Source organism: Methylobacterium sp. HMF5984 (genome assembly GCF_045033435.1).
Taxonomy (GTDB): Bacteria; Pseudomonadota; Alphaproteobacteria; order Rhizobiales; family Beijerinckiaceae; genus Methylobacterium.
On sequence record NZ_JBJFLN010000001.1, the window covers coordinates 2089769 to 2112621 of the forward strand.

A 22853-nucleotide genomic window follows, 5' to 3' on the forward strand; every position below is an offset into this window, starting at 1 on the left:
CAAGCTGAGACGTCGCCGATGCCGGCTCCGCCCGTCACGCCGCCGGGGGATGCGCCAGGAACTCGGCGATCGCGGCGACGAACCTTTCGCCGTAGGCCTCGCGCTTGCGCTCGCCGACGCCGTGGACGGTGCGCAGCGCGTAGAGATCCACCGGCTTGCCCTTGGCCATCTCGATCAGCGTCCGATCGGGAAACACCATGAAGGCGGCGATGTTGTCGGCGCGCGCGATGGTGGCGCGCAGGCCGCGCAGGTGCTGGAACAGGGCCTCGTCGGCCGGGCTCAGGTCGTCCGAGCCGGCGTCGCGCACGGCGCCCGCGCGGCGGCGCTCGCGCGGCTCGGCCGATTTCGGCTCCGGGTCGGGGCGGAGCTGCACCGGCTCGCGGCCGAACAGGATCGCCTCGCCCTTGTCGGTCATGGTGAGGCCGCCGTAGCCGTCGGTGTTCTCGGCCACCGCGCCGGCGGCGAAGAGCTGGCGCAGGATCGCGCGCCACGCGGCGACCGGCTTGTCGGCGCCGACGCCGAAGGTCTTGAGCTGCTCGTGGCCGTTGCGGCGGATCGGCTCGCTCACCTTGCCGTGGACGACGTCGCAGACATAGGCCGCGCCGTAGCGCTGCCCGGTGCGCACGATCGCCGAGAGGATCTTCTGGGCCGGGACCGTGCCGTCGACGAGCGTGACGCCGCCGCGGCAGAGGTCGCACCGGCCGCAATGGCCGCTGGCCTCGTCGAAGTAGGCGAGCAGCGATTGCCGGCGGCAGGCCGCGCCTTCGCACAGCGCGATCATCGCCTCGAGCTTGCGCCGCTCGACGCGGCGGCGCTCGTCCGGCACCTCCTTCTCGTCGATCTGGCGGCGGCGCAGGGCCATGTCGTCGAGGCCGTAGAGGGTCAGCGTGTCGGCGGGCAGCCCGTCGCGGCCGGCGCGGCCGATCTCCTGGTAGTAGCCCTCGACGTTGCCCGGCATGTCGGCGTGGCAGACGAAGCGCACGTCGGGCTTGTTGATGCCCATGCCGAAGGCCACCGTCGCGGTCATCACGACGCCGTCCTCCTGCAGGAAGGTGTCCTGGTTGCGCATGCGCGTGCCCTGGTCGAGCCCGGCATGGTAGGGATACGCGTTGAAGCCGTCCTTCTTCAGGCTCTCGGCCAGCTGCTCGGTGCGCTTGCGCGACGAGCAGTAGATGATCCCGCTCTCGGAGCGGCGGTGCTTGAGGAAGCGCTCGATCTGCCGGGTCGGGTTGTCCTTGGCGGCGAAGGTCAGGCCGATGTTCGGCCGGTCGAAGGAGTGGACGAAGGTCTTGAGGTCGCGCCCTTGGGGAAACAGGCGCTCGGCGATCTCGGCCCGCGTCGCCTTGTCGGCGGTCGCCGTCAGCGCCACGGTCTGGACGTCGCCGAGCGCCTCGCGGGCGCGGGACAGCGCGCGATATTCGGGGCGGAAGTCGTGGCCCCATTGCGAGACGCAATGCGCCTCGTCGACCGCGAGCCGGCGGACGCCTGCGCCGCGCAGCGCGTCCATGCAGCCGTCCATCAGCAGGCGCTCGGGCGAGACGAAGAGCAGCCGCAGCTCGTTCGCGCGGATCATCCGCCAGGTCTCGCGCGAGACCGATTCGGCCACCGACGAGTTCAGGGTCGCTGCCGCGACGCCGAAGCCGCGCATCTGCTGCACCTGGTCGTGCATCAGCGCGATCAGCGGCGAGACCACGACGGTGAGCGAATCCTCGACCAGCGCCGGCAGCTGGTAGGTCATCGACTTGCCCGAGCCCGTCGGCATCACCGCGAACACGTCCGCGCCCGAGAGCACCGCCTCGATCACCTCGTCCTGGCCGGGTCGGAAATCGTCGTAGCCGAAGGTGGTCTTGAGGGCGCGCCGCGCATCGTCGAGTCGTGAGGTCATGCCTGTCCCAGGTGAAACCACGGCTTGCCGCCGGGGTGCGTATACACTAACAGCAGATTGTCTACACGGAGGCGCGCGATGCCGCTGAACATCCGAAGCGAGGAGGTGAACCGCCTCGCCGACAAACTGGCGGCCCTCGCCCGGGTCAGCAAGACCGAGGCGGTGAAGATCGCGCTGGCCAACGAACTGGAGCGGCGGGATCGCGCCCTACCGCTGGCCGAACGGTTGCGGCCCCTGCTCGATGAGATCGCCGCCGTACCGCGAACGGGTCTGGAGGCCGACAAGGCCTTCTACGACGGCCTGAACGACGAGTGATGTTCGTCGATGCCTCCGCCATGGTCGCGATCATGAGCGCAGAGCCGCCAGCGGCGGCGTTGATCCGGTGCCTCGACCAAGCCGAAGCACCGATCACCTCGGCGCTTGCCGTCTTCGAGACCGTCATGGCCCTCTCGCGAAAGTTGAGTCAGGACGTCGCGAACTCCGAATCGCAGATCGAACGGTTCCTCCTGGCCGCCGGCATCCGATTGGTGCCGATCGCCGCGGCGGAAAGCCACGAAGCCCTCGCCGCGCATGCACGCTACGGCAAGGGCCGCGGGCATCCGGCACAGCTCAATCTGGGCGACTGCTTCGCCTATGCCTGCGCCCAGGTCCACGACGTTCCCCTGCTCTTCGTCGGCGACGACTTTCCGCAGACCGACATTCGCTCGGCGATGGCTTGAGGGTCAGCGCGCGACGATGGCGACGGCGGCGCCGGCCATGACCGTTCCGGCCCCACGATTGATCGCGCGACGGGCGCGAGACGACGTGAAGACCCGGCGCGCGCGGGCCGCGGCGAGCACATAGGTTGCCAGCACCGCACTCAGCACGACGACGATCGTCGCCGCGATCTCCGCGATGCCCAGCGGCGTGAGATGATCGAGGTCGACGACAGTCGGCAGCAGGGCCAGGAAGAACAGGATCACCTTCGGGTTGCCCAAAGTGAGGGTCAGTCCGCCGAGAAACAGGCGAACGGCGCCGTGTCCGGCCATGGGCGCGGCTTCGACCGCGTCGGTGCGGGCGGTCTAGGCTCCCCAGGGCGAGATACGCGAGATAGATCGCGCCGGCGTATTTCAGGACGACGAATCCGATCGCGAAGGTCTGCGCCACCATGGCAAGGCCCGCCACCGTCAGCGAGAACCCGACGAGATCGCCCGCGACGAACCCCGCCGCGAAGCCGATGATCCCCGGCGTCCCCCGCGCCAGCACCCGCGCCACGAGCGCGGCGATGCCCGGGCCGGGCGAGGCGACGGCGATGGCATAGACGGCGGCGAAGAAGGCGAGGCTGGACAGCGGCATCGTGGTCACGACGGTCGAGATCAGGGCCGCGCGATGCGCCCGTCGGCGATGCCGATCACGTCGGCCCGCCCGCCGAGCTCGGCGAACATCGCCGCGTCGGCCCCGGTCATGAACACCTGCCCCGGCAACGCGTCGAGGGCCGCGAACAGGCCGGCGCGGCGGCGGGGGTCGAGGTGGGCGGCGACCTCGTCGAGGAGGATCAGCGGCGCGATCCCGCTCATCGCCCGCACCAGCTTGGCATGGGCGAGCACGAGGCCGATCAGCAGCGCCTTCTGCTCGCCGGTCGAGGCGGTGGCGGCCGGCACGTCCTTCGGGCCGTGGCGGACCACGAGGTCGCTGGTCTGGGGGCCCGACAGCGTGCGCCCGGCGGCGCGGTCGCGCGGGCGGCCCCGGGCGAGGGCGAGGCGGAAGCGGTCCTCCGCCTCGAGCGCCGGCCAGACCGCGACGAGGTCGTCGAGGTCGCCCTCCAGGCGCAGGGCCGCCCAGGGAAACGGCTGCGCGTCGTCGCGGGTCTCGTGGATCAGGCGATCCAGCCGCTCGGTGGTCTCGCGGCGGGCGAGCGCGACGGCGACGCCGAGCTCGGCGACCTCGCGCTCGATCGCGTCAAGCCAGCGGCCGTCGTTCGGGCGCTCCTCCAGTAGGCGGTTGCGCGAGCGCAGCGCCCGCTCCATCGCCGAGACGCGGGCGCCGTGGCCGGAATCGACCGCGAGCACGAGCCGGTCGAGGAAGCGGCGGCGGTCGCCGCCCGGCCCGCGGAACAGCCCGTCGAGGTCCGGCGTCAGCCAGACCACGCGCAGGAACTCCGAGAAGGCGACCGGGGAGGGCGCGCCGGCCCCGTCGATCCGGCAGAGCCGGCTGACGCGCCCGTCGAAGCCCGGCGGCTCGCATCCGGTCCCGAGGCGGTGCTCCGCCCCGTCGCGCGCCAGCGTCACCGAGACGGCGAACCCGCCGGGGCCGTCCTTGCGCGCCATCGCCGAGAACTCGGCCCGCCGCAGTCCGCGGCCGGGCGCGAACAGCGAGATCGCCTCCAGGATGTTGGTCTTGCCCGCCCCGTTCTCGCCGACGAGCGCGACGAAGCGGTCCGACAGCGGCAGGTCGAGATCGGCGTGGTTGCGGAAGTCGCGGGCGGTCAGGCGGGTGAGGCGCTGCGCATCCGCATCATCCGTCTCGTTCGATGGCCCACCCGAGTGCGAAACCGGTGCCTCGCTCACACCCGCATCGGCATCAGCACGTACAGCGCCGAGGCGCCCTCGCGATCCTGGATCAGGGTCGGGGAGCCCGGGTCGGCGAGCTTGAACAGGGCGGTGTCGCCCTCGAGCTGGCCGGTGATGTCGAGGAGGTAGCGGGCGTTGAAGCCGATATCGAGGCCGGCGGCCTCGTAGTCGACGTCGAGCTCCTCCGTCGCGCTGCCCGAATCCGGGTTGTTGACCGAGAGCGAGAGGCGGCCCTCCTGCAGGCCGAGCTTCACCGCGCGGCCGCGCTCGGACGAGATCGTCGAGACCCGGTCCACCGCCCGCGCGAAGGATTCGCGCTCGACGGTGAGGCGCTTGTCGTTTCCGGCCGGGATGACGCGCTGGTAGTCGGGGAAGGTGCCGTCGATCAGCTTGGAGATCAGCGTCACGCCGGAGGCGAAGCGCAGGCGGATCTTGGCGGGCGAGAGGTCGATGGCGACGCTGTCGCCGCCGTCGTCGACGAGCTTCTGGATCTCGGCGACCGCCTTGCGCGGCACGATGATGCCCGGCATGCCGGCGCTGCCCTCCGGCGCGTCGATCTCGACGCGGGCGAGCCGGTGACCGTCGGTGGCGACCGCGCGCAGCTTCAGCCCCTCCGCCTCGATGGTGTGGAGATAGATGCCGTTGAGGTAGTAGCGCGTCTCCTCGGTCGAGATCGCGAACTGGGTCTTCTCGATCAGGCGCTTGAGGTCGGCGGCCGCGATGCCGAAGCTGTGCGGCAGCTCGCCCGCGGCGAGGTCCGGGAAGTCGCCTTCCGGCAGGGCGCCGAGCGCGAAGCGCGAGCGGCCGGAGCGGATCGTCATCTGGCCGGACTCGCCGCCGGTCTCGAGCGAGACCTGCGCGCCCTCGGGGAGCTTGCGTACGATGTCGTAGATCACGTGGGCCGGCACGGTGGTGGCACCCGGATCCGAGACGTCGGCCGGCACGGTCTCGGTCACCTCGATGTCGAGGTCGGTCGCCCGCAGCTGGAGGCCGCCGTCGGTGGCACGCAGCAGCACGTTCGACAGGATCGGGATCGTGTTGCGCCGCTCCACGACGCGGTGCACGTGGCCGAGCGACCGTAGGAGGGCCGCACGCTCGACAGTGACTCTCATCGCAGTACTCTGAATGCTCGAAGGACCGTGCTCGAACGCCGCCGCGGCCGGCGGGTTCGGAGTTTGGCCGTTCAGCTTGGCGAAGCGGCGCCGCGAAGGCAAGGGCGCGATTCGTCCCTCGCACAGGGCGATCGGGGGCGGGACGGGCCGACGACCCGCCCCGCGCGTCCCGCCCCGCGAGAGGGGAGGGACGGAGCAGGATCAATCCTGCAGCATGCGCTTCAGGAGCTCGACCTCGTCGCCGAGCACCGCGTCCTCGCCGATCAGCTTCTCGATCTTGCGCACGGCGTGGAGCACCGTGGTGTGGTCGCGGCCCCCGAAGCGGCGGCCGATCTCGGGCAGCGAGCGCAGGGTCAGCACCTTCGACAGGTACATCGCGATCTGGCGCGGCTTCACCACCGCGGCGGTGCGGCGCTCGCTGAGGATGTCGGAGCGCGAGACGTTGTAGCGCGAGGCGACGAGCTTCTGGATGTCCTCGATCTTGATCCGCTTCGGCTCGCGGTTCTTCACGAGGTCGCGGATCGCGGTCTCGGCCGTCTCCATGGTCACGGCGGTGCCGGTGAGCGTGGCATGGGCCAGCAGGCGGTTCACGGCGCCCTCGAGGTCGCGGCCGTTGGCCGTGATCGCGCGGGCCACGTAGGTCGCCACCGCCGGCGAGACCTCGAAGCTCGGATGCGCCACCCGCACGGCGGCGAGCCGCGCGGAAAGGATCGAGGCGCGCAGCTGCTCGTCCAGCATCCCGATCTCGACCACGAGGCCGCCGGCCAGGCGCGAGCGGACGCGCTCGTCGAGCGCCTCGAGCTCCGTCGGCGGCCGGTCGGAGGCGACGACGACCTGGCGGCCGGCATCGATCAGCGCGTTGATGGTGTGGCCGAACTCGGCCTGGATCGACTTGCCCTGGATGAACTGCACGTCGTCGAGGATCAGCAGGTCGATGCCGCGCAGGCGCTCCTTGAAGGCGAGCGCGTTCTGGGTCTTCAGGGCGTTGACGAAGCCGTACATGAAGCGGTCGGCCGTGAGGTAGATCACCCGGCGGCCGGCCTCGCGGGCGGCGTGGCCGATGCCGTGCAGCAGGTGGGTCTTTCCCAGGCCGACGCCGGCATGGAAGTAGAGCGGGTTGTAGAGCGCACCCTCGCCGTCGTGGCGGGCGACGCGGTCGGCGGCGGCATGCGCCAGGGAGTTCGAGCGGCCGAGCAGGAAGTTCGCGAAGGTGAGCCGCGCGTCGAGGGGCGCGCCGTTGAGCTCGCCGGCGATCTCGGCGCGCATGTCGGGCGCCGGGGTCGTCGGCATCGGGGCGGGCGTGCCGGCGGCGTGGAGGCGGGCGAGCGGGCCGCTGGTCGGGCCGGGCTTCGGGGCGCCGGGCGCCACCGGGCGGACGGGGGCGGTGGTGCCGCGCACGCCGACCTCGATGCGGCCGACCTCCTCGACCTCGGCCTTGAAGGTGTTCAGCACCCGGTCGAGGTAGTGCGACTCGATCCAGCTCTTCAGGAACCGGGTCGGCACGGTGAGGCGGGCGGTGCCGCCGACGACGCAATCCAGCTCCAGGCGGGCGAACCAGCTCGCGAACACGTCCTCGCCGAGCTCGGCCCGCAGGCGGCGCTTCACCCGTCCCCAGGCTGCCGCGGCCTCCGTGGACCCGTTTCCTCCGCCGCTTCCGCCGCCGCCCGACACGCTCTCGTCGACATGCATCACTGACACTCTCCTCGCACCGAGGACGGGAGACCCGCCGACGGGGCGTACGCACGCACACTGGAACACCCCGTGAACACGGGCGGGGCGCAAAAATCGGAGGGAGTCAACCCGTCCGACGACGCTGCTGGTCGATTTGAAGAGCCTATCAACAATTGCCTACGGTAGTTTTAACAGTGGGACTTGCGGGGAAAGCCTTGACCGCCACTTCGGCGAGTCGAGCGGAGTCGAAGCGACACACGATACGGCTTTGATTCGACGCATGATTCGGCTTGGTGGCGGAGATGCTGTGGGTTTGCTGGGGCGTGGTGAGGTTTTGTTAAGCTACACCCGCCCCGAAGACTCCGCAACGAAATGGATTTTTGAAAATGGGTTAACGCTTCGTCACGCGCCAAGCGCGGACAAGGCGCGAACATCGACCGTGCCCTCAGGCGCTTCCGGAGCGCGTCTCGACGGCGGTGTCGCGGGCAACGATCGGTCCGCACACCCGGCCTGGCGCCCGGATCTCCGCGTTGCTCGACCCCGCGACGGCGACTGAACGGCGGCGTCGTGCCGGCGCGGCGCCGGGGCCCTCTCCCGTTCGGCAGGGGGACAGGGTCAAGGGGACAGGGTGAGGGGACAGTCCGGGCAGGTCGCACCCCGACCCACTTCCGGACGGGGGAGGGGGCCGCGCGGGCCTTCGAAGGCTCACCGGCTACCATCGTACGCAAGATGGGTTGATGCGGCAGCCCGATTCGGGGGAGGGCGATCGCGGAGGATGCGCGCCTCACGTCGAGCGCGGTCGCCGTCCCGACGAATGAGAGCATGGCCGCGATGGCTCGGGCACACGAAAAAGCCCGGCGCGAAGGCCGGGCTTTTTCGTGTCGGGACCTGATGGCGCGTCGGCGGTGCCGACGGCGACCGGGCTCAGGCGGCGGCGGCCAGGGCCTTCACGCGGGCGGCGAGGCGCGAAACCTTACGCGAGGCGTTGTTCTTGTGAACGATGCCGCTCTGGGCGGCCCGCATGATCTCCGGCTCGGCGGCGCGGAGCGCGCTGAGGGCGTCGGACTGCACGCCAGCGGCGATGGCCTCCTCGACCTTGCGGACGAAGGTACGCATCCGGGAGCGGCGCGAGCGGTTGATCGCCGTGCGCTTGGCGATCTTGCGGGTCATTTTCTTGGCCGACACGGTGTTGGCCATGGGCATCCTCGTATCAAAGGGCGGGGACCTTCGAGCTCGGGGAGCCTCGGATCGGTCTGCGCTGGGTGTGGCGAATGGCGAAGCCGACGACGCGCGCAACCGCACGGGCCCTCGGCAGAGCCGGCTCTATAGCCACGGGACGCCGCGTCGTCAACGCGGATCGGCGCATCCGGCTTGATCGCGCCGGGCTGGCCCGGGATGATACCGGTCGATCCGGGGAGGGACCAGCGTGGTGCACAGGGTGAGCGAGGCGGATGCGGCTCGCATCGCGGCGTTCCGTCCGGCCTCCGGCATGGAGACGCCGCGCTTTGCCGGCGTGGCGAGCTTCATGCGGCTGCCCTGCCGCGATCCGCGAAGCGCCGATGGCGTCGAGATCGGCCTCGTCGGCATCCCGTTCGACGGGGCGACCACGAACCGGCCGGGCACCCGCCTCGGCCCGCGCGGCGTGCGCGAGGCCTCGACCGGCACGCGGGCGATCAACCATGCCAGCGGGCTCGCGCCCTACGCGCTGGCGGCCTGCGCCGACCTCGGCGACGTGCCGGTGAACCCGATCGACGCCGGCGAGACCTGCCGGCGGATCGAGGCGTTCATGGGCGGCCTCAGAGCGGCCGGCATCGTGCCGCTCGGCGTCGGCGGCGACCACCTGATCAGCTATCCGATCCTCCGGGCGCTCGGGCGCGACCGGCCGCTCGGCCTCGTGCACATCGACGCCCACAGCGACACCGACGACGCGCAGTACGGCGGCACCCGGCTCACCCACGGAACCCCGTTCCGCCGCGCGGTGGAGGACGGCGTGCTCGATCCGCGGCGCTGCGTGCAAATCGGCATCCGCGGCAGCATGGATGCGGCGGACGAGCGCGACTGGGCCTGCGCCCGGGGCATCCGCGTCATCACCATGGAGGAGGCCGCCGGCCGCGGCATGCCGGAGGTCGCGGCCGAGGCCCGCGCCATCGCCGGCCGCGGCCCGACCTATCTCAGCTTCGACATAGACAGCCTCGACCCGGCCTATGCGCCCGGCACCGGCACGCCGGAGATCGGCGGGCTGACCACCCGCGAGGCGCTGGCCCTGCTGCGCAGCCTGCGCGGCCTCGACCTCGTCGGCGCCGACCTCGTGGAGGTGGCGCCGCCCCTCGACCCGTTGGGGCTCACCGCGCTCACCGGCGGCCAGCTCGCCTTCGAGATCCTGTGCCTGCTCGCCGACGCGGTCGCCGCACGCCGGGCGGCGCGGGCGGACGCCGATCAGGCGAGCGAGAACCGGTAGGTCGTCGTCGACGCGAAACGCTCGCCGGGCCGGAGCACCGCCGACGGGAAGCCGGGGTGGTTCGGGGCGTCGGGGAAGGCCTGCGTCTCGAAGCAGACCGCGTCGCCCGAGCGGTAGATCCGGCCGCTCGGGCCGATCAGCGTCCCGTCGAGGTTGTTGCCGGTGTAGAGCTGCAGGCCCGGCAGCGTCGTCGCCACGTCGAGGCGGCGCCCGCTCCCCGGCGCGATGCAGGTCGCCGCCGGCCGCAGCCGTCCGTCCGCATCGCGGAGGACGAAGCAGTGGTCGTAGCCCTTGGCGATCGCGAGCTGCGGATCGCCCTCGCGGATGCGCCGGCCGAGCGCCATGCCGGTGCGGAAGTCGAACGCCGTGCCGGCCACCGGCCGCAACGTGCCGGTGGGCACCTGCGTCGCGTCGGTCTCCAGCACCGCGTCGGCCGGGATCGTGACGACGTGACCCATGACGTCGCCGGCGCCTTCGCCCGCCAGGTTGAAGTAGCCGTGGTTCGTCAGGTTGAGTACGGTCGGGCGATCGGTATGCGCGCGGTAGTCGATCCGCAGCGTCCCGTCCTCGGGCAGGCCGTAGGTCACCGCGACGTCGAGGTTGCCCGGAAATCCCTCCTCGCCGTCGGGCGAGCGGCGCGCGAGCGTCAGGTGCGCGTCATCGACCGATTCGACGCGCCACATCCGCCGGTCGAAGCCGCGCGGCCCGCCATGCATCGCGTTCGGCGGCTCGTTGATCGGCAGGGCGTAGGCGTGGCCGTCGACCGTGAAGCGCCCCTTGGCGATGCGGTTGGCGAAGCGCCCGATCAGGCCGCCGAAATGCGGGCTCTTGGTCTCGTAGCCCACCACCGTATCGAGGCCGAGCACGACGCTGCCGACGCGCCCCCCGCGATCCGGCGTCTCGATCGCGGTGACGATCCCGCCGTAATCGAGCACCTGCACGCGCAGCGGCCCGCGCACCAGGGTGAAGCGCGTCACCGTCTCCCCGTCCGCCGTCCGTCCGAAGGTCTCGCCCGTCATCGCCCGTTCCCGTCCCGTGACGCGGGGATTACGCGCGAGACCCGATTCGGCTCACGACACCGGCGCCGGTGCCGGGTCGTCCGAGAGCTGCATCCGGTGCAGGCGGGCATAGGCGCCGCCCTGGGCGATCAGGGCTTCGTGCCGCCCGGTCTCGACGACGCGGCCGGCCTCCATCACCACGATCAGGTCGGCCTCGCGCACGGTCGAGAGCCGGTGGGCGATGACCAGGGTGGTGCGGCCCTTCATCAGCCGGGTCAGCGCGTCCTGCACCAGGCGCTCGGATTCCGAGTCGAGGGCCGAGGTCGCCTCGTCGAGGAGCAGGATCGGCGCGTCCTTGAGGAAGGCGCGGGCGAGCGAGATGCGCTGGCGCTCGCCGCCCGAGAGCCGCCCGCCGGCGGGCCCGACGCGGAAGTCGTAGCCCTCGGGCAGCCGCGCGACGAAGCCGTGGGCGGCGGCGGCCTCCGCGGCGGCGACGATTTCGGGCATCGTGGCGCCGGGCCGGCCGAAGCCGATATTGGCGGCGATGGTGTCGTCGAACAGCACCACCTCCTGCGACACCACCGCGACGGCCGCGCGCAGCGACGCCAGCGTCACCCCGCGCACGTCCTGCCCGTCGATGGCCACCGTTCCGGCGGTGGCGTCGTAGAGGCGGGGCACGAGGTTCAGCAGCGAGGACTTGCCCGAGCCCGAGCGGCCGACCAGCGCCGTGGTCGAGCCGGCCGGCACGACGAGGTCGATGCCCTCCAGCGCCGGCGCGTCCGGCCGGTAGCGGAAGTGCAGGTTCCGGTAGGCGATCTCGCCCGGTCCCCGCCTCAGCGCGACGGCGGCGGGCGCCTCCCGGATCGTCGGCGCCTCGTCCATCAGCGCGAAGTAGCGGGTCAGCGCGGCGGCCGCCTCCTGCAGGATCGCGTTGAGGGTGCCGAGCGCGCGGGCCGGCTGGGCGGCGAGCAGGAGCGCGGCGACGTAGCCGGTGAAGTCGCCCACCGTGCGCTCGCCCGCCATCACCCGCTGGCCGACCAGCATCAGCACCGCCGCCACGGCGAACCCGCCGCCGACCTCGAGCAGCGGGTCGAGGCGCCCGCGGGCGTTGGCGGCCTTCATCTTCAGTCGCCGGACCGAGTCGAGCGCGTCGGCCGCGCGGCCCTTGAGGTAGCCCTCCATCGCGTAGGTTTTTGCGATGCGCACCCCCTGGAGGCTCTCGGAAATCAGGCTGGCGGTGGCACCCATCTGCTCCTGGGTGGTGGTGGAGACGCGCCTGAGCTTCTTGCCGATCCGCCCGATCGGCCTGGCGACGAAGGGCACGGTGACCGCGGCCACCAGCGTCAGCACCGGATCCATCCAGATCAGCGCCGCGACGAGGCCGACGAGCATGGCGACGTCGCGCAGCAGCACGGTCGAGATCCGGGTCAGCGCCTCCTTGATGAAGGCGAAGTCGGTGGTGAAGCGCTGGGTGAAGGCGGCCGGGCTCTCGCGCCCGAGCTGCGCCAGGTCGGCGTCGATCAGGTGCCCGTAGAGCGCGGCCTGCATGTCGGCCTCGACCCGGGTCACGACACGGTTGGTCAGCACCGTCTGGCCGAACAGCGCGAAACCGCGCACCGAGGTGACGACGATGACGATCAGCGGGCCGTAGGCCAGCGCGCCGGCATCCTTGCGGTCGAAGGCGTCGAAAGCGCCCTTGATCAGCGCCGGGTACAGGCCGGTCGAGGCGCCGACCAGGGCGATGAGCACCAGCACCACGGCCAGCGTGCCCCGGTGCGGCGACAGCCACTCGCGCCAGAGCCGGCGGAGCAGGGGGATCGTGTCGCCCTTCAGGCGCGCCATCGCGGGTTCCGAGATCGTCCGGACGAAGGGCGCCGGCCCACCGTCGCCCGAGGCGGCGGTGGCGCGGGTGTGCCGCCCCGGCCGCCGCGGATCAAGCGCCGCCTGCGTCAGCGCCCGTCGCGGGGGCCTTGCTCGCCCTCGCCGCCGTCCTCGCCACGGCCGCCGTGGCGGTGCCGATGGCCGCCCATCGGCCCGGCCAGGATCATCGCCCGGCGCTTCTGGTCGGGGTCGAGGGTGGCGTAGAGCGGCCCCGAGGCGTCGGCGAGCTTGCCCAAAGCCGCGCCGCGGGCGGTGGCGGCATCCGCCATGGCGCGCAACGCCGCCGGCGCGTCCTCGTCCATGCGCTTGCGATCGCGCATCGCGGCCATGCGCTCGCGGCGCTGGCGGGCGAGGTCGCGCATCGCCGTCTCGACCGGCGGCCACAGCTTCTCCTGGTCGGCGTTGAGGCGCAGGCCTGCATGGAGCGCCGCGATGCGGGCGTCGGCGAAGGCCGCGCGGTCCTCGGGGGAGAGCCGGCTCCAATGGCCGCCCCAGCGGCGGGGCGGGCCGTCCTCGCCGTCGCGCGCCGCGACCGCGCCGGCCAGGGCAAGGCCGGCGAGGCCGGCGACGAGGGCACCCTTGATCACACGTCCGACCATCTCGGTCTCCCTTCCTTCCGCGGCGAGCCCGGATCGGGTGCCGCCGGATCCGCAGCGCGGCCGAGCCGACCGGCCGTCCCGCTGCCGCACCGATCACACCGCATCCGTGTTTCGGCGGTATGTCGCCGCGCGCGGCTTGGCGATGTAACACTATTACACTATCAGCACGCCGGACGGCTGCGAGGAGTGCTCGACGATGGCGACCCGGACCACGACGCGACTCGGCCTCCTCCGAGCGACGGCCCTGGCGCTGTGCCTGCACGCCGCATCACTTCCGGCCTTCGCGGCGGACCGCGTGCGGGCGGTGGCGACCTTCTCGATCCTCGGCGACCTCGTGCGGCAGGTCGGCGGCGACGTCGTCGCGGTGACCACCCTCGTCGGGCCCGATGCGGATGCCCACGGCTACAGCCCGGCGCCCGGTGATTCGCGGACGCTGGCCGCCGCCGACATCGTGTTCGTCAACGGCCTGGGCTTCGAGGGCTGGCTCGACCGGCTGGTCCGCGCCTCCGGCTCGAAGGCGCCCGTCGTCGTCGCCTCGGCCGGGGTCGCGACGATACCCGGCCGGCACGACCATCACCACGGCGGCGCGGGCGGCCACGACCCGGCGTCGAGCCCCGACCCGCATGCCTGGCAGAGCATCCCGAACGCCAAGGTCTACGTCGCCAACATCCGCGATGGCCTGGCGAGGGTCGATCCGGGCCATGCCGCCGACTACGCCCGCAACGCCGAGGCCTATCTCGCCCGGCTCGACGCGGTCGACGCCGAGATCCGCGCGACGCTCGCCAGGATTCCCCCCGAGCACCGCAAGGTCATCACCACGCACGACGCCTTCGGCTACTTCAGCGCCGCCTACGGCCTGACCTTCCTGGCGCCACAGGGGGTCTCGACCGACAGCGAGGCGAGCCCGCAGGACGTCGCCCGGATCATCCGGCAGGTCCGCCAGGACAAGGTGCCGGCGGTGTTCATCGAGACCATCGCCGACCCGCGCCTGATGCAGCAGGTCTCGCGCGAGAGCGGCGCGCGGATCGGCGACAAGGTCTATTCCGACGCGCTGTCCGGGTCGGCCGGCCCGGCATCGACCTATCTCGACATGATGCGGAGCAACCTACGCGCGTTCGGCGCGGCGCTGGGGCCGTCGTGACGCTCAGAGCAGGCCGAGCTGACCGCCGCCGTCACCGGAGTTGCGGCGCTTCGGGCCGCGCCCGACCAGCACGCCGGCGCCCGACACCATCGCCTTGAAGGCGGCGACGTCGGCATAGGCCTGGACCTGGGTCCGGAACCGGACGGGCGAGCACACCACCGGTCCGTTGCGGTCGTCGACCAGCGTCCACAGCCAAAGGCCGCTCGGATCCTCGGTGATATCGAACCGCATCGACGCTGCCCCCCGGCAGGTGCTGGATGCCGTCTTCGATACATCGGAAAAAAGCTCGGCGGGTAAACGGCTTAGGGCGTTCAAGACTTTGCCGGCAACGAACCGTCGAATCGGCCCGATCGTCCCCGCTTTCATCGGTTTCCACAGGGACGGCGGCCGGCGCCAAGCCGCGTCGTCCCGCGACCCGTCTCGTCGTGCAGTCTAGTCGTGCGCTCGCCGCGTCAGCCAAAACGCCCAGAGGCCGAGCATCAATCCGCAAATCGGAAAGGCGAACATCAACAGAACGTGCGGATCGCTCATCGGAGGGTCCTGAGAATTCTGCGTCCGAGCCAATGTAGGGCCGCACTCGTCATCGCGCAAAGGAGAAGGTTGGCGCCCAGGAGCGCAGCTCCGAAGTCGATGCCGGCGAGCCGCCCGGAGAAGACAGGTGCAAGGCCGCCCACGGCCAGGATCGCGATGGCGACGCCGTTCACGTAGGTCGCGGTGAGCTTGGCGCTCTCGTTGGCGACGAGCTTGGCACGATCGCCCGCGTCTTGCGGAGCCTTGGATTCAGAGACCATCAGGCAGCATGGCGGGCGACCCGGCACGGGGAAACGGTCGGCCGGCGCCGCGGCACCCGTCACCTCCAGCAATGACAGATCGTAAACCGATGGTTAAGACGCCCGCTCTAGCTTGATCGTGAGAGTGACCGGCGCCGATCTCCGCGCACCGGCCTTCAGGGGAACCGCGTGCGTTGGGGGGCTGATCGCTGGCGCTTGTATCGGCTGGTCGGACGCGAGGTCGCCCGGACCGCACGCGCCGCCTCGGCCCGCTTCACCGCGCCGCCGGACATCCTCGCCCGCGTCCGCGTCACCGGCCTCGTGATCGCGCCGCACGACCTGCGCACCTCCGACGCCACCTTCGCCGACGACATCTATGCCGGGCTCTTCGTCTTCGCCGGGCGCTCGCTTGCGGTGAGCGGCGGCTCGCCGTTCGACTACACGCCGCCCTCGCCGGAATGGGCCGACGTGCTCTACGGCTTCGGCTGGCTCAGGCACCTGCGCGCCGCCGATACGGCGCTTGCCCGCGCCAACGCCCGCGCCTTCGTGGCCGATTTCGTGGCCGGGCGCGGCGACCCGACGCTGGCGCGCCAGACGCCGGTGGCCGCCCGCCGGCTGATCTCGTTCCTGAGCCAGTCGCCGCTGGTGCTGGAAGGAGCCGACCACGCCTTCTACCAGACCTTCCTCAGGGCGCTGGCCCGCGGGGCGCAGCAGCTCGAGCGCGACCTGCGGCGCGGGGTGCCGCCGCAATGGCGGCTGAACGCGGCCGTCGCGCTCTGCTTCGCCGGGCTGTGCTGCGAGGGCATCCAGCCGATCCTGCGGCGCGCCACCCGCGTGCTGTCGCGCGAGCTCGACCGCCAGATCATGCCGGATGGCGGCCACCGCTCGCGCGATCCGCGCTTCGCGATGGAGCTGCTCCTCGACCTGCTGCCCCTGCGCCAGAGCTATCTCAGCCGTAGCGTCGAGCCGCCCGAGGCCCTGCTGCGCGCCATCGACCGGATGCTGCCGCTGCTGCGCCTGCTGCGCCACGCCGACGCCTCGCTGAGCCATTTCAACGGCATGGGCGCGACGGCCGCCGATCACCTCGCGACGCTGCTGATCTACGACGGCGCCCTGGCGCAGCCGATGATGCACGCGCCGAATTCCGGCTACGAGCGGCTGGAAGGCGGCCGCATCGTCGTCATCGCCGACGTCGGCGCCCCGCCGCCGCTGCCGTACTCGCTCAATGCCGGGGCCGGCTGCCTGTCGTTCGAGATGTCGAGCGGGCCGCAGCGGATCGTGATCAATTGCGGCCTGCCCGCGAGCGGCCCGGAGCTGCGCCGGCTCGCCCGCACCACGGCCGCCCACTCCACCGCCTGCGTCGCCGACGCATCGTCCTGCCGCTTCCTCGGGTCCGGCGGGTGGTGGGGCGAACGCGTCGCGGCGCGGTGGCTCGAACGCCGCGTCGGCCCCGTGGTCCTGCGCGGGCCGGCGGCGGTGAAGGCCGAGCGCAGCGACGAGGGCGCCTCCACCGTGCTCGCCGCCCGGCACGACGGCTACGCCCGCGACCACGGCATCGTCCACGAGCGACGCTGGCAGCTCGCCGGCGCCGAGGGGCGGCTCGACGGGCAGGACGCGTTCCTGCGCGCGTCCGCGAGGAAGGGCCGGCCGCGGACGCAGGACGTGGCGATCCGCTTCCACCTGCACCCGGCGATCGCGGTGCGCCTTCAGGAGGACGGGCTCGAGCTGTCCTCGCCGCTCGGCGAGGTCTGGACCTTCCACGCCACCGGCGCCGAGATCCGACTGGAGGAGAGCGTCTACTTCGCCGGCCTCACCGGCGCGCGCCGCACCGACCAGATCGTGCTGCACGTGGCCGTCCACGACGACGTGCGCGTCGACTGGACGTTCCAGCGCCTCGCCTCGGCACCCGGACGCACGCCGAGCGCGGCGGCCTGACCGGCCTTCTGGCCCGGCGGCGGCCATTCGTGCTACCGCGCCCGGAACACCCTCGAAACGACAAGACCCACGATGTCGCATGATCAGGTGCGGGTTGCCCGCGCGCTCCTTTCCGTCTCCGACAAGGCGGGGCTCGTCGACTTCGCCCGCGCCCTGAGCGCGCGCGGCATCGCCCTGGTCTCCACCGGCGGAACCCACAAGGCGCTGACCGAGGCCGGGCTGCCGGTCACCGAGGTCGCCGAGCTCACCGGCTTCCCCGAGATGATGGACGGCCGGGTGAAGACGCTTCATCCGGCGGTGCATGGCGGGTTGCTCGCCATCCGCGACAACCCCGAGCACCAGGCCGCGCTCGCCGCCCACGGCATCGGCGCGATCGACCTGCTGGTGGTCAACCTCTACCCGTTCGAGGCGACGATCGCGGCCGGACGCGACTACGACGACTGCGTCGAGAACATCGACATCGGCGGGCCGGCGATGATCCGCGCGGCGGCCAAGAACCATGGCGACGTCGCGGTGGTGACGGACGTCTCCGACTACGGCGCGGTTCTGGAGGCGCTGGCGCAGGGCGGCGGCACGCTCACCCGGCCCTTCTGCCGGCAGCTCGCCCAGAAGGCCTATGCCCGCACCGCGGCCTACGATGCGGCGATCGCCAACTGGATGTCCGCCCACGTGGAAGCCGCCGGCACGGCACCGTTCCGCAGCTTCGGCGGCCAGCTCGCGCAGGGCCTGCGCTACGGCGAGAACCCGCACCAGGCGGCCGCCTTCTACCGCGCGCCGGGGATCGCGCGGGCCGGGATCGCCACCGCACGGCAGGTGCAGGGCAAGGACCTGTCCTACAACAACCTCAACGACACCGACGCGGCCTACGAGTGCGTCGCCGAGTTCGATCCGGCCCGCGCGGCGGCGGTGGCGATCATCAAGCACGCCAATCCCTGCGGCGTCGCCGAGGGCGCGAGCCTGACCGAGGCCTATGCCCGTGCGCTCGCCTGCGACCCGACCTCGGCCTTCGGCGGCATCGTCGCCCTCAACCGGCTCCTCGACGCGGATGCCGCCCGCGAGATCGTCAAGATCTTCACCGAGGTCATCATCGCTCCCGAGGCGTCGGAGGAGGCGATCGCGATCGTCGCCGCCAAGAAGAACCTGCGCCTGCTGCTCGCCGGCGGCCTGCCGGATCCGCGAGCCGCGGGCGAGACCGTGCGCACGCTCGCCGGAGGCCTGCTGGTGCAGGGCCGCGACGCCATGGTCGTCGACGACATGGCGCTGAATGTGGTCACGCGGCGCGCGCCGACGGAAGCCGAGCTCGCCGACCTGCGCTTCGCCTACCGGGTCGCCAAGCACGTGAAGTCGAACGCCATCGTCTACGCCAAGGGCGGCGCCACCGTCGGCATCGGCGCCGGGCAGATGTCGCGGGTCGACTCCTCGCGCATCGCCGCCTGGAAGGCCGCCGAGGGTGCCCAGCGCCTCGGCCTCCCGGACAGCCTCGCGGTCGGCGCGGTGGTGGCCTCCGACGCGTTCTTCCCCTTCGCCGACGGCCTGATGGCGGCGGCCGAGGCCGGCGCCACCGCCGTGATCCAGCCCGGCGGCTCGATGCGGGACGACGACGTGATCCGCGCCGCCGACGCGGCCGGGCTGGCGATGGTGTTCACGGGGGTGCGCCACTTCCGGCACTGAGCGGCGTCGCAGCCCCCTCGAATGAGGGAAGGCCCCGCCGACCGGCAGGGCCTTCTCGTTGTCGTGCCGATCCGTGCGCGGCGACGATCTCGTCGCTCAGCGGCGCGGGGCCGGGGCGTCCGCGTCGGCGTAGATGTCGCGGTCCTTGGTCTCGGGCACCAGGAACAGGCCGATGATCACCGTCGCGACGGCGATGACGATCGGGTACCAGAGGCCGTAATAGATATCGCCGGTCTGGGCGACCATCGCAAAGGCGGTGGCCGGGAGCAGGCCGCCGAACCAGCCGTTGCCGATGTGGTAGGGCAGGGACATCGAGGTGTAGCGGATCTGGGTCGGGAACAGCTCGACCAGCATCGCCGCGATCGGCCCGTAGACCATCGTCACGAACAGGACGAGGACGAACAGCAGCCCGATCACGCTCGCCACCTGCGGCCGGAAGATGTCGAACGGATTCGACATCTTCACGATGCCGGCGTCGTTCGCCTTCGGGTAGCCCGCCGCCTGCAGGGCCGCGGTGGCGGCCTTGTTGAAGTCCGCGGCCGGGCTGCCGGCGGGGAACGGCACGGCGGTGTCGTTGACCTTGACCACGGTCGGCTGGCCGGCGGGGCCGGCTTCGGTGGCGTACTTCACCGACGACTTCGAGAGGAAGTCGCGGGCGAGGTCGCACGGCGCCGAGAACACGCGGGTGCCCACCGGGTTGAACAGGTTCCCGCACTCCTTCGGGTCGGCCACCACCGTGACCTTCACCTGGTCGATCGCCCGCTCAAGCGCCGGGTTCGCCACCGAGGTGAGCCCGTGGAACAGCGGAAAGAAGCTCGCGGCGGCGATCGCGCAGCCGGCCAGGATGATCGGCTTGCGGCCGATCTTGTCCGAGAGCCATCCGAAGAACACGAAGAAGCCGGTCCCGAGCAGGAGCGACCAGGCGATCAGCAGGTTCGCGGTGTAGCCGTCCACCTTCAGGATCGATTGCAGGAAGAACAGCGCGTAGAACTGGCCCGTGTACCAGACCACGCCCTGGCCCGCGACGAGGCCGAACAGGGCGATGAGCGCGATTCTGGCGTTCTTCCACTGGCCGAAGGCCTCCGTCAGCGGCGCCTTGGAGGTGGTGCCTTCCTCCTTCATCTTCTTGAAGGCCGGCGACTCGGAGAGCTGCAGGCGGATCCAGACCGAGATGCCGAGCAGCAGCACCGAGACCAGGAACGGGATGCGCCAGCCCCAAGCCTTGAACGCCTCCTCGCCGGTGAACGAGCGGGTCGCCAGGATCACCAGCAGCGACAGGAACAGGCCGAGCGTCGCGGTGGTCTGGATCCAGCTCGTGTAGAAGCCGCGCCGTCCGTTCGGGGCGTGTTCGGCGACGTAGGTCGCGGCACCGCCGTACTCGCCGCCGAGCGCGAGGCCCTGCGCGAGGCGCAGCACGATCAGGATGATCGGCGCCGCGATGCCGATGGTCTCGGCGTTGGGCAGGATGCCGACGATGAAGGTCGACAGGCCCATGATCAGGATGGTGACGAGGAAGGTGTACTTGCGGCCGACGAGGTCGCCGACGCGGCCGAACACCAGGGCGCCGAACGGGCGGACGATGAAGCCGGCGGCGAAGGCGAGCAACGCGAAGATGTCGCGCGTGGCCGGCGGGTAGGCCGAGAAGAACTGCGCCCCGATGATCGCGGCGAGCGAGCCGTAGAGGTAGAAGTCGTACCACTCGAACACGGTGCCGAGGGACGACGCGAAGATCACGCGCTTCTCGGCCGAGGTCATCGGCCGTGCCGCGTCTCCCGGCCGTGGGACTGCGGTTGCAGCAACCATCTTGAAATTCCTCCCGATCCGTCGTGTCCCGGTGCTCCTTTCGCGGAACCGGGCTTGGGACGACGCGCTCGCGTCGTCCGGCCGTTCGGCAAGAACCGAACACGCGATTGTTACCCGAGGCCTCGATTCTGCCAACAGGTCGGACGGGCGGAACGGAAGGAATGCAGACGTTGTAACAGGTTTGGTTCGGCTCGTGCGCGAAGCAGGCCTGTCGCGGAGCCGTGCCGCGACGAAGAAGGGGCGCGGCGGATGCCGCGCCCCCTCGAAAGGCGTCGCCGGTGTGGCGGGCGTCAGTGCGCGTGGGCGCCCTCCGCACCGATGCCGGTCTCCGAGCGCACGAACTGCGCTTCGAAGGCGGCGCGCTCGCGCTCGGCCCGCCGCGACTTGTCGAGCGTCGAGACGATCCAGATCGTCGCGAACGCCAGCGGCATCGAGAACAGCGCCGGGTTGTCGTAGGGGAAGATCGCCGCCGCATGGCCGAGCGTCGCGACCCACACGGCCTTCGAGAGCACCACCATCGTCACCGCCGAGATCAGCCCGACGAGGCCGCCGAGCAACGCGCCCCAGGTCGTGGTGCCGCGCCACAGGATCGACATGGCCAGGACCGGGAAGTTGCAGCTCGCCGCCACCGAGAAGGCGAGGCCGACCATGAACGCCACGTTCTGGTTCTCGAACACGTAGCCGAGGTAGATCGCCACGATGCCGATCACCACCGCCGCGATCTTCGAGAGGTTAACCTCGTGCTTCTCGGTGGTGCGCCCGCGGGCGATCACCTGGGCGTAGAGGTCGTGGCTGACGGCGGACGCACCGGCCAGCGTCAACCCGGCGACGACCGCGAGGATGGTCGCGAACGCCACCGCCGAGATGAAGCCGAGGAAGTACGGCCCGCCGACCGCGTTGGCGAGGTTGACGGCGACCATGTTGGTCCCGCCGAGCATGTCCTTCAGCTTGTCGAACGCGCCGGCCGGCCCGAGCTTGAAGTAGGACGGATCCGACATCAGCAGGGCGATGCCGCCGAAGCCGATGATGAAGGTGAGGATGTAGAAGTAGCCGATCAGGCCGGTGGCGTAGAACACCGACTTGCGGGCGGCCTGGGCGTCCGAGACGGTGAAGAAGCGCATCAGGATGTGCGGCAGGCCAGCGGTGCCGAACATCAGGCCGACGCCGAGCGAGATCGCCTCGACCGGGTTCGACACGAGGCCGCCGGGCGCCATGATCGCGTCGCCCTTCGGATGCGTGGCGACGGCCGAGGCGAACAGCGCCTCCGGGTTGAAGCCGTACTTGAGCAGCACGGCCCCGGCCATGAAGGTGGCGCCGCCGAGCAGCAGGCAGGCCTTGATCACCTGCACCCAGGTGGTGGCCTTCATGCCGCCGAAGGCGACGTAGACGATCATCAGCACGCCGACGATCACCACCGCGTAGAGGTAGGGCAGGCCGAACAGCAGCTGAATCAGCTTCCCCGCGCCGACCATCTGGGCGATCAGGTAGAACGCCACCACGACCAGCGTTCCGGTCGCGGAGATGATGCGGATCGAGGTCTGGTCGAGGCGGAAGCTCGCCACGTCGGCGAAGGTGAACTTGCCGAGGTTGCGCAGGCGCTCGGCGATCAGGAACAGCACGATCGGCCAGCCGACGAGGAAGCCGGTGGAGTAGATCAGCCCGTCGAAGCCCGAGGTGTAGACGAGGCCGGAGATCCCGAGGAACGAGGCCGCCGACATGTAGTCGCCGGCGATCGCCAGCGAGTTCGTGCCGGCCGAGATGCCGCCGCCGGCGGCGTAGAAGTCGGCCGCGGACTTGGTGCCCTTGGCCGCCTTGTAGGTGATGCCCAGCGTGAACAGCACGAAGAACAGGAACATGCCGATGGCCGGCCAGTTCGTCGCTTGCTGCTGCACGGCGCCCATGTCGGGGCCGGCCGCGAGCGCGGGGCCGGACAGCAGGGCGGCTCCCAGGAATGACAGGGTGCGGATCATCGTCCGAGGCTCCGCTTGAGTTCGGCGGCCAGGGCGTCGTAGCGGGTGTTGGCGCGCATGACGTAGAGGCCGGTGAGGAGGAAGGCGAAGAGGATCACGACGACCCCCATGAGAAGGCCGACCGACGCGGTGCCGCTGCCGAGCTTCACCGCGAGCAGGCTCTTGTCGAAGGCGATCAGGCCGATGAAGCCGAAATAGACGAGCAGCATCAGGCCGGTGAGGATCCAGCCGAAGCTCGTGCGCTCTTGGACGAGCTGGCGGAAGATCGGGCTCTTCGCGACTTCGTCGTAGGCGGGTCCGGACGCGGTGCTGCCGGGCCGCGGCCCCGCTGGGGCGGGGCGGCCGTCGAGGCCGCTTGTGGTGATGGACATGTGTGCTCCCTCCGATGAAGGGGTACCCGCGATCGGGCC

20 protein-coding genes and 1 pseudogene are annotated in these 22853 nt (G+C 71.3%); 6 read left to right on the plus strand and 15 right to left on the minus strand.

What is annotated here, in order from left to right; translation table 11 throughout:
• Positions 1 to 34: 34 nt before the first annotated feature.
• A complete protein-coding gene (gene recQ / locus ACFZ8E_RS09980) occupies positions 35 to 1885 on the minus strand; it encodes a DNA helicase RecQ (protein WP_147859671.1) in 1851 nt (616 codons plus the stop codon).
• 78 nt (positions 1886 to 1963) lie between these two features.
• On the opposite strand from recQ, the gene ACFZ8E_RS09985 reads away from it, so the two are divergent.
• Together ACFZ8E_RS09985 and ACFZ8E_RS09990 are read left to right on the plus strand one after the other, a co-directional pair.
• Entirely contained in the window at positions 1964 to 2200 is a 237-nt protein-coding gene (locus ACFZ8E_RS09985; RefSeq protein ID WP_147729277.1) for a type II toxin-antitoxin system VapB family antitoxin, read from the plus strand.
• The gene (locus ACFZ8E_RS09990) at positions 2200 to 2604 is read left to right on the plus strand and encodes a type II toxin-antitoxin system VapC family toxin (protein WP_147729276.1); all 405 of its coding nucleotides are present in this window, start codon (positions 2200 to 2202) and stop codon (positions 2602 to 2604) included. Before ACFZ8E_RS09985 ends, ACFZ8E_RS09990 begins: the two co-directional genes overlap by 1 nt.
• A gap of 3 nt (positions 2605 to 2607) precedes the next feature.
• On the opposite strand, the gene ACFZ8E_RS09995 is transcribed toward ACFZ8E_RS09990, so the two are convergent.
• The 6 genes and pseudogenes from ACFZ8E_RS09995 to rpsT all read right to left on the minus strand — a co-directional run bounded on the left by ACFZ8E_RS09995 (position 2608) and on the right by rpsT (position 8414).
• Positions 2608 to 2913, minus strand: a complete 306-nt coding sequence (locus tag ACFZ8E_RS09995) for a LysE family translocator (RefSeq protein ID WP_279603504.1) — start codon at positions 2911 to 2913, stop codon at positions 2608 to 2610.
• Positions 2914 to 3001: 88 nt separating this feature from the next.
• Positions 3002 to 3220: pseudogene (locus ACFZ8E_RS10000) on the minus strand (LysE family translocator); the annotation flags it as partial.
• 20 nt (positions 3221 to 3240) lie between these two features.
• The gene (recF, locus tag ACFZ8E_RS10005; RefSeq protein ID WP_243934661.1) at positions 3241 to 4353 is read right to left on the minus strand and encodes a DNA replication/repair protein RecF; all 1113 of its coding nucleotides are present in this window, start codon (positions 4351 to 4353) and stop codon (positions 3241 to 3243) included.
• A 74-nt stretch (positions 4354 to 4427) separates the two neighbouring features.
• A complete protein-coding gene (gene dnaN / locus ACFZ8E_RS10010; protein ID WP_147844487.1) occupies positions 4428 to 5546 on the minus strand; it encodes a DNA polymerase III subunit beta in 1119 nt (372 codons plus the stop codon).
• Between the two features lie 201 nt (positions 5547 to 5747).
• Entirely contained in the window at positions 5748 to 7235 is a 1488-nt protein-coding gene (gene dnaA, locus ACFZ8E_RS10015; RefSeq protein ID WP_147862941.1) for a chromosomal replication initiator protein DnaA, read from the minus strand.
• Positions 7236 to 8141: 906 nt separating this feature from the next.
• Positions 8142 to 8414 carry a 30S ribosomal protein S20 gene (gene rpsT, locus ACFZ8E_RS10020; RefSeq protein ID WP_147728871.1) on the minus strand — a complete coding sequence of 91 codons (273 nt, stop codon included), beginning with the start codon at positions 8412 to 8414 and terminating at the stop codon, positions 8142 to 8144.
• A 292-nt stretch (positions 8415 to 8706) separates the two neighbouring features.
• On the opposite strand from rpsT, the gene speB reads away from it, so the two are divergent.
• Positions 8707 to 9675, plus strand: coding sequence for an agmatinase (gene speB / locus ACFZ8E_RS10025; protein ID WP_405044364.1), 969 nt, complete (start codon positions 8707 to 8709; stop codon positions 9673 to 9675).
• On the opposite strand, the gene ACFZ8E_RS10030 is transcribed toward speB, so the two are convergent.
• The 3 genes from ACFZ8E_RS10030 to ACFZ8E_RS10040 form a co-directional block, all read right to left on the minus strand.
• On the minus strand, positions 9654 to 10694 hold the full coding sequence (locus tag ACFZ8E_RS10030) for an aldose epimerase family protein (RefSeq protein ID WP_405042710.1): 1041 nt from the start codon (positions 10692 to 10694) through the stop codon (positions 9654 to 9656). The genes speB and ACFZ8E_RS10030 overlap by 22 nt on opposite strands.
• A 51-nt stretch (positions 10695 to 10745) precedes the next feature.
• Complete coding sequence (locus ACFZ8E_RS10035; protein WP_243945870.1) at positions 10746 to 12515, minus strand: ABC transporter ATP-binding protein; 1770 nt, start codon at positions 12513 to 12515, stop codon at positions 10746 to 10748.
• 107 nt (positions 12516 to 12622) lie between these two features.
• Complete coding sequence (locus ACFZ8E_RS10040) at positions 12623 to 13153, minus strand: Spy/CpxP family protein refolding chaperone (protein ID WP_243934581.1); 531 nt, start codon at positions 13151 to 13153, stop codon at positions 12623 to 12625.
• A 196-nt stretch (positions 13154 to 13349) separates the two neighbouring features.
• Here ACFZ8E_RS10040 and ACFZ8E_RS10045 point away from each other — a divergent pair, with 196 nt between their 5' ends.
• On the plus strand, positions 13350 to 14294 hold the full coding sequence (locus ACFZ8E_RS10045; protein WP_405042711.1) for a metal ABC transporter substrate-binding protein: 945 nt from the start codon (positions 13350 to 13352) through the stop codon (positions 14292 to 14294).
• A 3-nt stretch (positions 14295 to 14297) separates the two neighbouring features.
• Here ACFZ8E_RS10045 and ACFZ8E_RS10050 read toward each other — a convergent pair whose 3' ends face one another.
• Both ACFZ8E_RS10050 and ACFZ8E_RS10055 read right to left on the minus strand, forming a co-directional pair.
• Positions 14298 to 14525, minus strand: a complete 228-nt coding sequence (locus ACFZ8E_RS10050) for a hypothetical protein (RefSeq protein WP_147726402.1) — start codon at positions 14523 to 14525, stop codon at positions 14298 to 14300.
• 296 nt (positions 14526 to 14821) lie between these two features.
• On the minus strand, positions 14822 to 15085 hold the full coding sequence (locus ACFZ8E_RS10055) for an amino acid transporter protein (protein WP_147726410.1): 264 nt from the start codon (positions 15083 to 15085) through the stop codon (positions 14822 to 14824).
• A 168-nt stretch (positions 15086 to 15253) separates the two neighbouring features.
• Between ACFZ8E_RS10055 and ACFZ8E_RS10060 the strand changes: the two genes are divergently transcribed.
• The gene (locus tag ACFZ8E_RS10060) at positions 15254 to 16999 is read left to right on the plus strand and encodes a heparinase II/III family protein (RefSeq protein WP_243945866.1); all 1746 of its coding nucleotides are present in this window, start codon (positions 15254 to 15256) and stop codon (positions 16997 to 16999) included.
• 72 nt (positions 17000 to 17071) lie between these two features.
• Positions 17072 to 18670, plus strand: a complete 1599-nt coding sequence (gene purH / locus ACFZ8E_RS10065; protein WP_243937394.1) for a bifunctional phosphoribosylaminoimidazolecarboxamide formyltransferase/IMP cyclohydrolase — start codon at positions 17072 to 17074, stop codon at positions 18668 to 18670.
• Between the two features lie 96 nt (positions 18671 to 18766).
• Here the strand turns inward: purH and ACFZ8E_RS10070 are convergent, their stop codons facing one another.
• From ACFZ8E_RS10070 to ACFZ8E_RS10080, 3 genes are all read right to left on the minus strand, one after another.
• Positions 18767 to 20473: an MFS transporter gene (locus ACFZ8E_RS10070; RefSeq protein WP_243937396.1), complete on the minus strand. Its 1707-nt coding sequence runs from the start codon at positions 20471 to 20473 to the stop codon at positions 18767 to 18769.
• A 290-nt stretch (positions 20474 to 20763) separates the two neighbouring features.
• A complete protein-coding gene (locus ACFZ8E_RS10075; RefSeq protein ID WP_243937398.1) occupies positions 20764 to 22443 on the minus strand; it encodes a cation acetate symporter in 1680 nt (559 codons plus the stop codon).
• A complete protein-coding gene (locus ACFZ8E_RS10080) occupies positions 22440 to 22814 on the minus strand; it encodes a DUF485 domain-containing protein (RefSeq protein WP_405042712.1) in 375 nt (124 codons plus the stop codon). The genes ACFZ8E_RS10075 and ACFZ8E_RS10080 overlap by 4 nt, the downstream gene beginning before the upstream one ends.
• Positions 22815 to 22853 lie beyond the last annotated feature (39 nt).

Coding starts and splice junctions, on each gene's coding strand:
- recQ (WP_147859671.1), bottom strand. CDS start 1,885: ATGACCTCACGACTCGACGATGCGCGGCGCGCCCTCAAGACCACCTTC.
- ACFZ8E_RS09985 (WP_147729277.1), top strand. CDS start 1,964: ATGCCGCTGAACATCCGAAGCGAGGAGGTGAACCGCCTCGCCGACAAA.
- ACFZ8E_RS09990 (WP_147729276.1), top strand. CDS start 2,200: ATGTTCGTCGATGCCTCCGCCATGGTCGCGATCATGAGCGCAGAGCCG.
- ACFZ8E_RS09995 (WP_279603504.1), bottom strand. CDS start 2,913: ATGGCCGGACACGGCGCCGTTCGCCTGTTTCTCGGCGGACTGACCCTC.
- dnaN (WP_147844487.1), bottom strand. CDS start 5,546: ATGAGAGTCACTGTCGAGCGTGCGGCCCTCCTACGGTCGCTCGGCCAC.
- dnaA (WP_147862941.1), bottom strand. CDS start 7,235: ATGCATGTCGACGAGAGCGTGTCGGGCGGCGGCGGAAGCGGCGGAGGA.
- rpsT (WP_147728871.1), bottom strand. CDS start 8,414: ATGGCCAACACCGTGTCGGCCAAGAAAATGACCCGCAAGATCGCCAAG.
- speB (WP_405044364.1), top strand. CDS start 8,707: ATGGAGACGCCGCGCTTTGCCGGCGTGGCGAGCTTCATGCGGCTGCCC.
- ACFZ8E_RS10030 (WP_405042710.1), bottom strand. CDS start 10,694: ATGACGGGCGAGACCTTCGGACGGACGGCGGACGGGGAGACGGTGACG.
- ACFZ8E_RS10035 (WP_243945870.1), bottom strand. CDS start 12,515: ATGGCGCGCCTGAAGGGCGACACGATCCCCCTGCTCCGCCGGCTCTGG.
- ACFZ8E_RS10040 (WP_243934581.1), bottom strand. CDS start 13,153: ATGGTCGGACGTGTGATCAAGGGTGCCCTCGTCGCCGGCCTCGCCGGC.
- ACFZ8E_RS10045 (WP_405042711.1), top strand. CDS start 13,350: ATGGCGACCCGGACCACGACGCGACTCGGCCTCCTCCGAGCGACGGCC.
- ACFZ8E_RS10050 (WP_147726402.1), bottom strand. CDS start 14,525: ATGCGGTTCGATATCACCGAGGATCCGAGCGGCCTTTGGCTGTGGACG.
- ACFZ8E_RS10055 (WP_147726410.1), bottom strand. CDS start 15,085: ATGGTCTCTGAATCCAAGGCTCCGCAAGACGCGGGCGATCGTGCCAAG.
- purH (WP_243937394.1), top strand. CDS start 17,072: ATGTCGCATGATCAGGTGCGGGTTGCCCGCGCGCTCCTTTCCGTCTCC.
- ACFZ8E_RS10070 (WP_243937396.1), bottom strand. CDS start 20,473: ATGGTTGCTGCAACCGCAGTCCCACGGCCGGGAGACGCGGCACGGCCG.
- ACFZ8E_RS10075 (WP_243937398.1), bottom strand. CDS start 22,443: ATGATCCGCACCCTGTCATTCCTGGGAGCCGCCCTGCTGTCCGGCCCC.
- ACFZ8E_RS10080 (WP_405042712.1), bottom strand. CDS start 22,814: ATGTCCATCACCACAAGCGGCCTCGACGGCCGCCCCGCCCCAGCGGGG.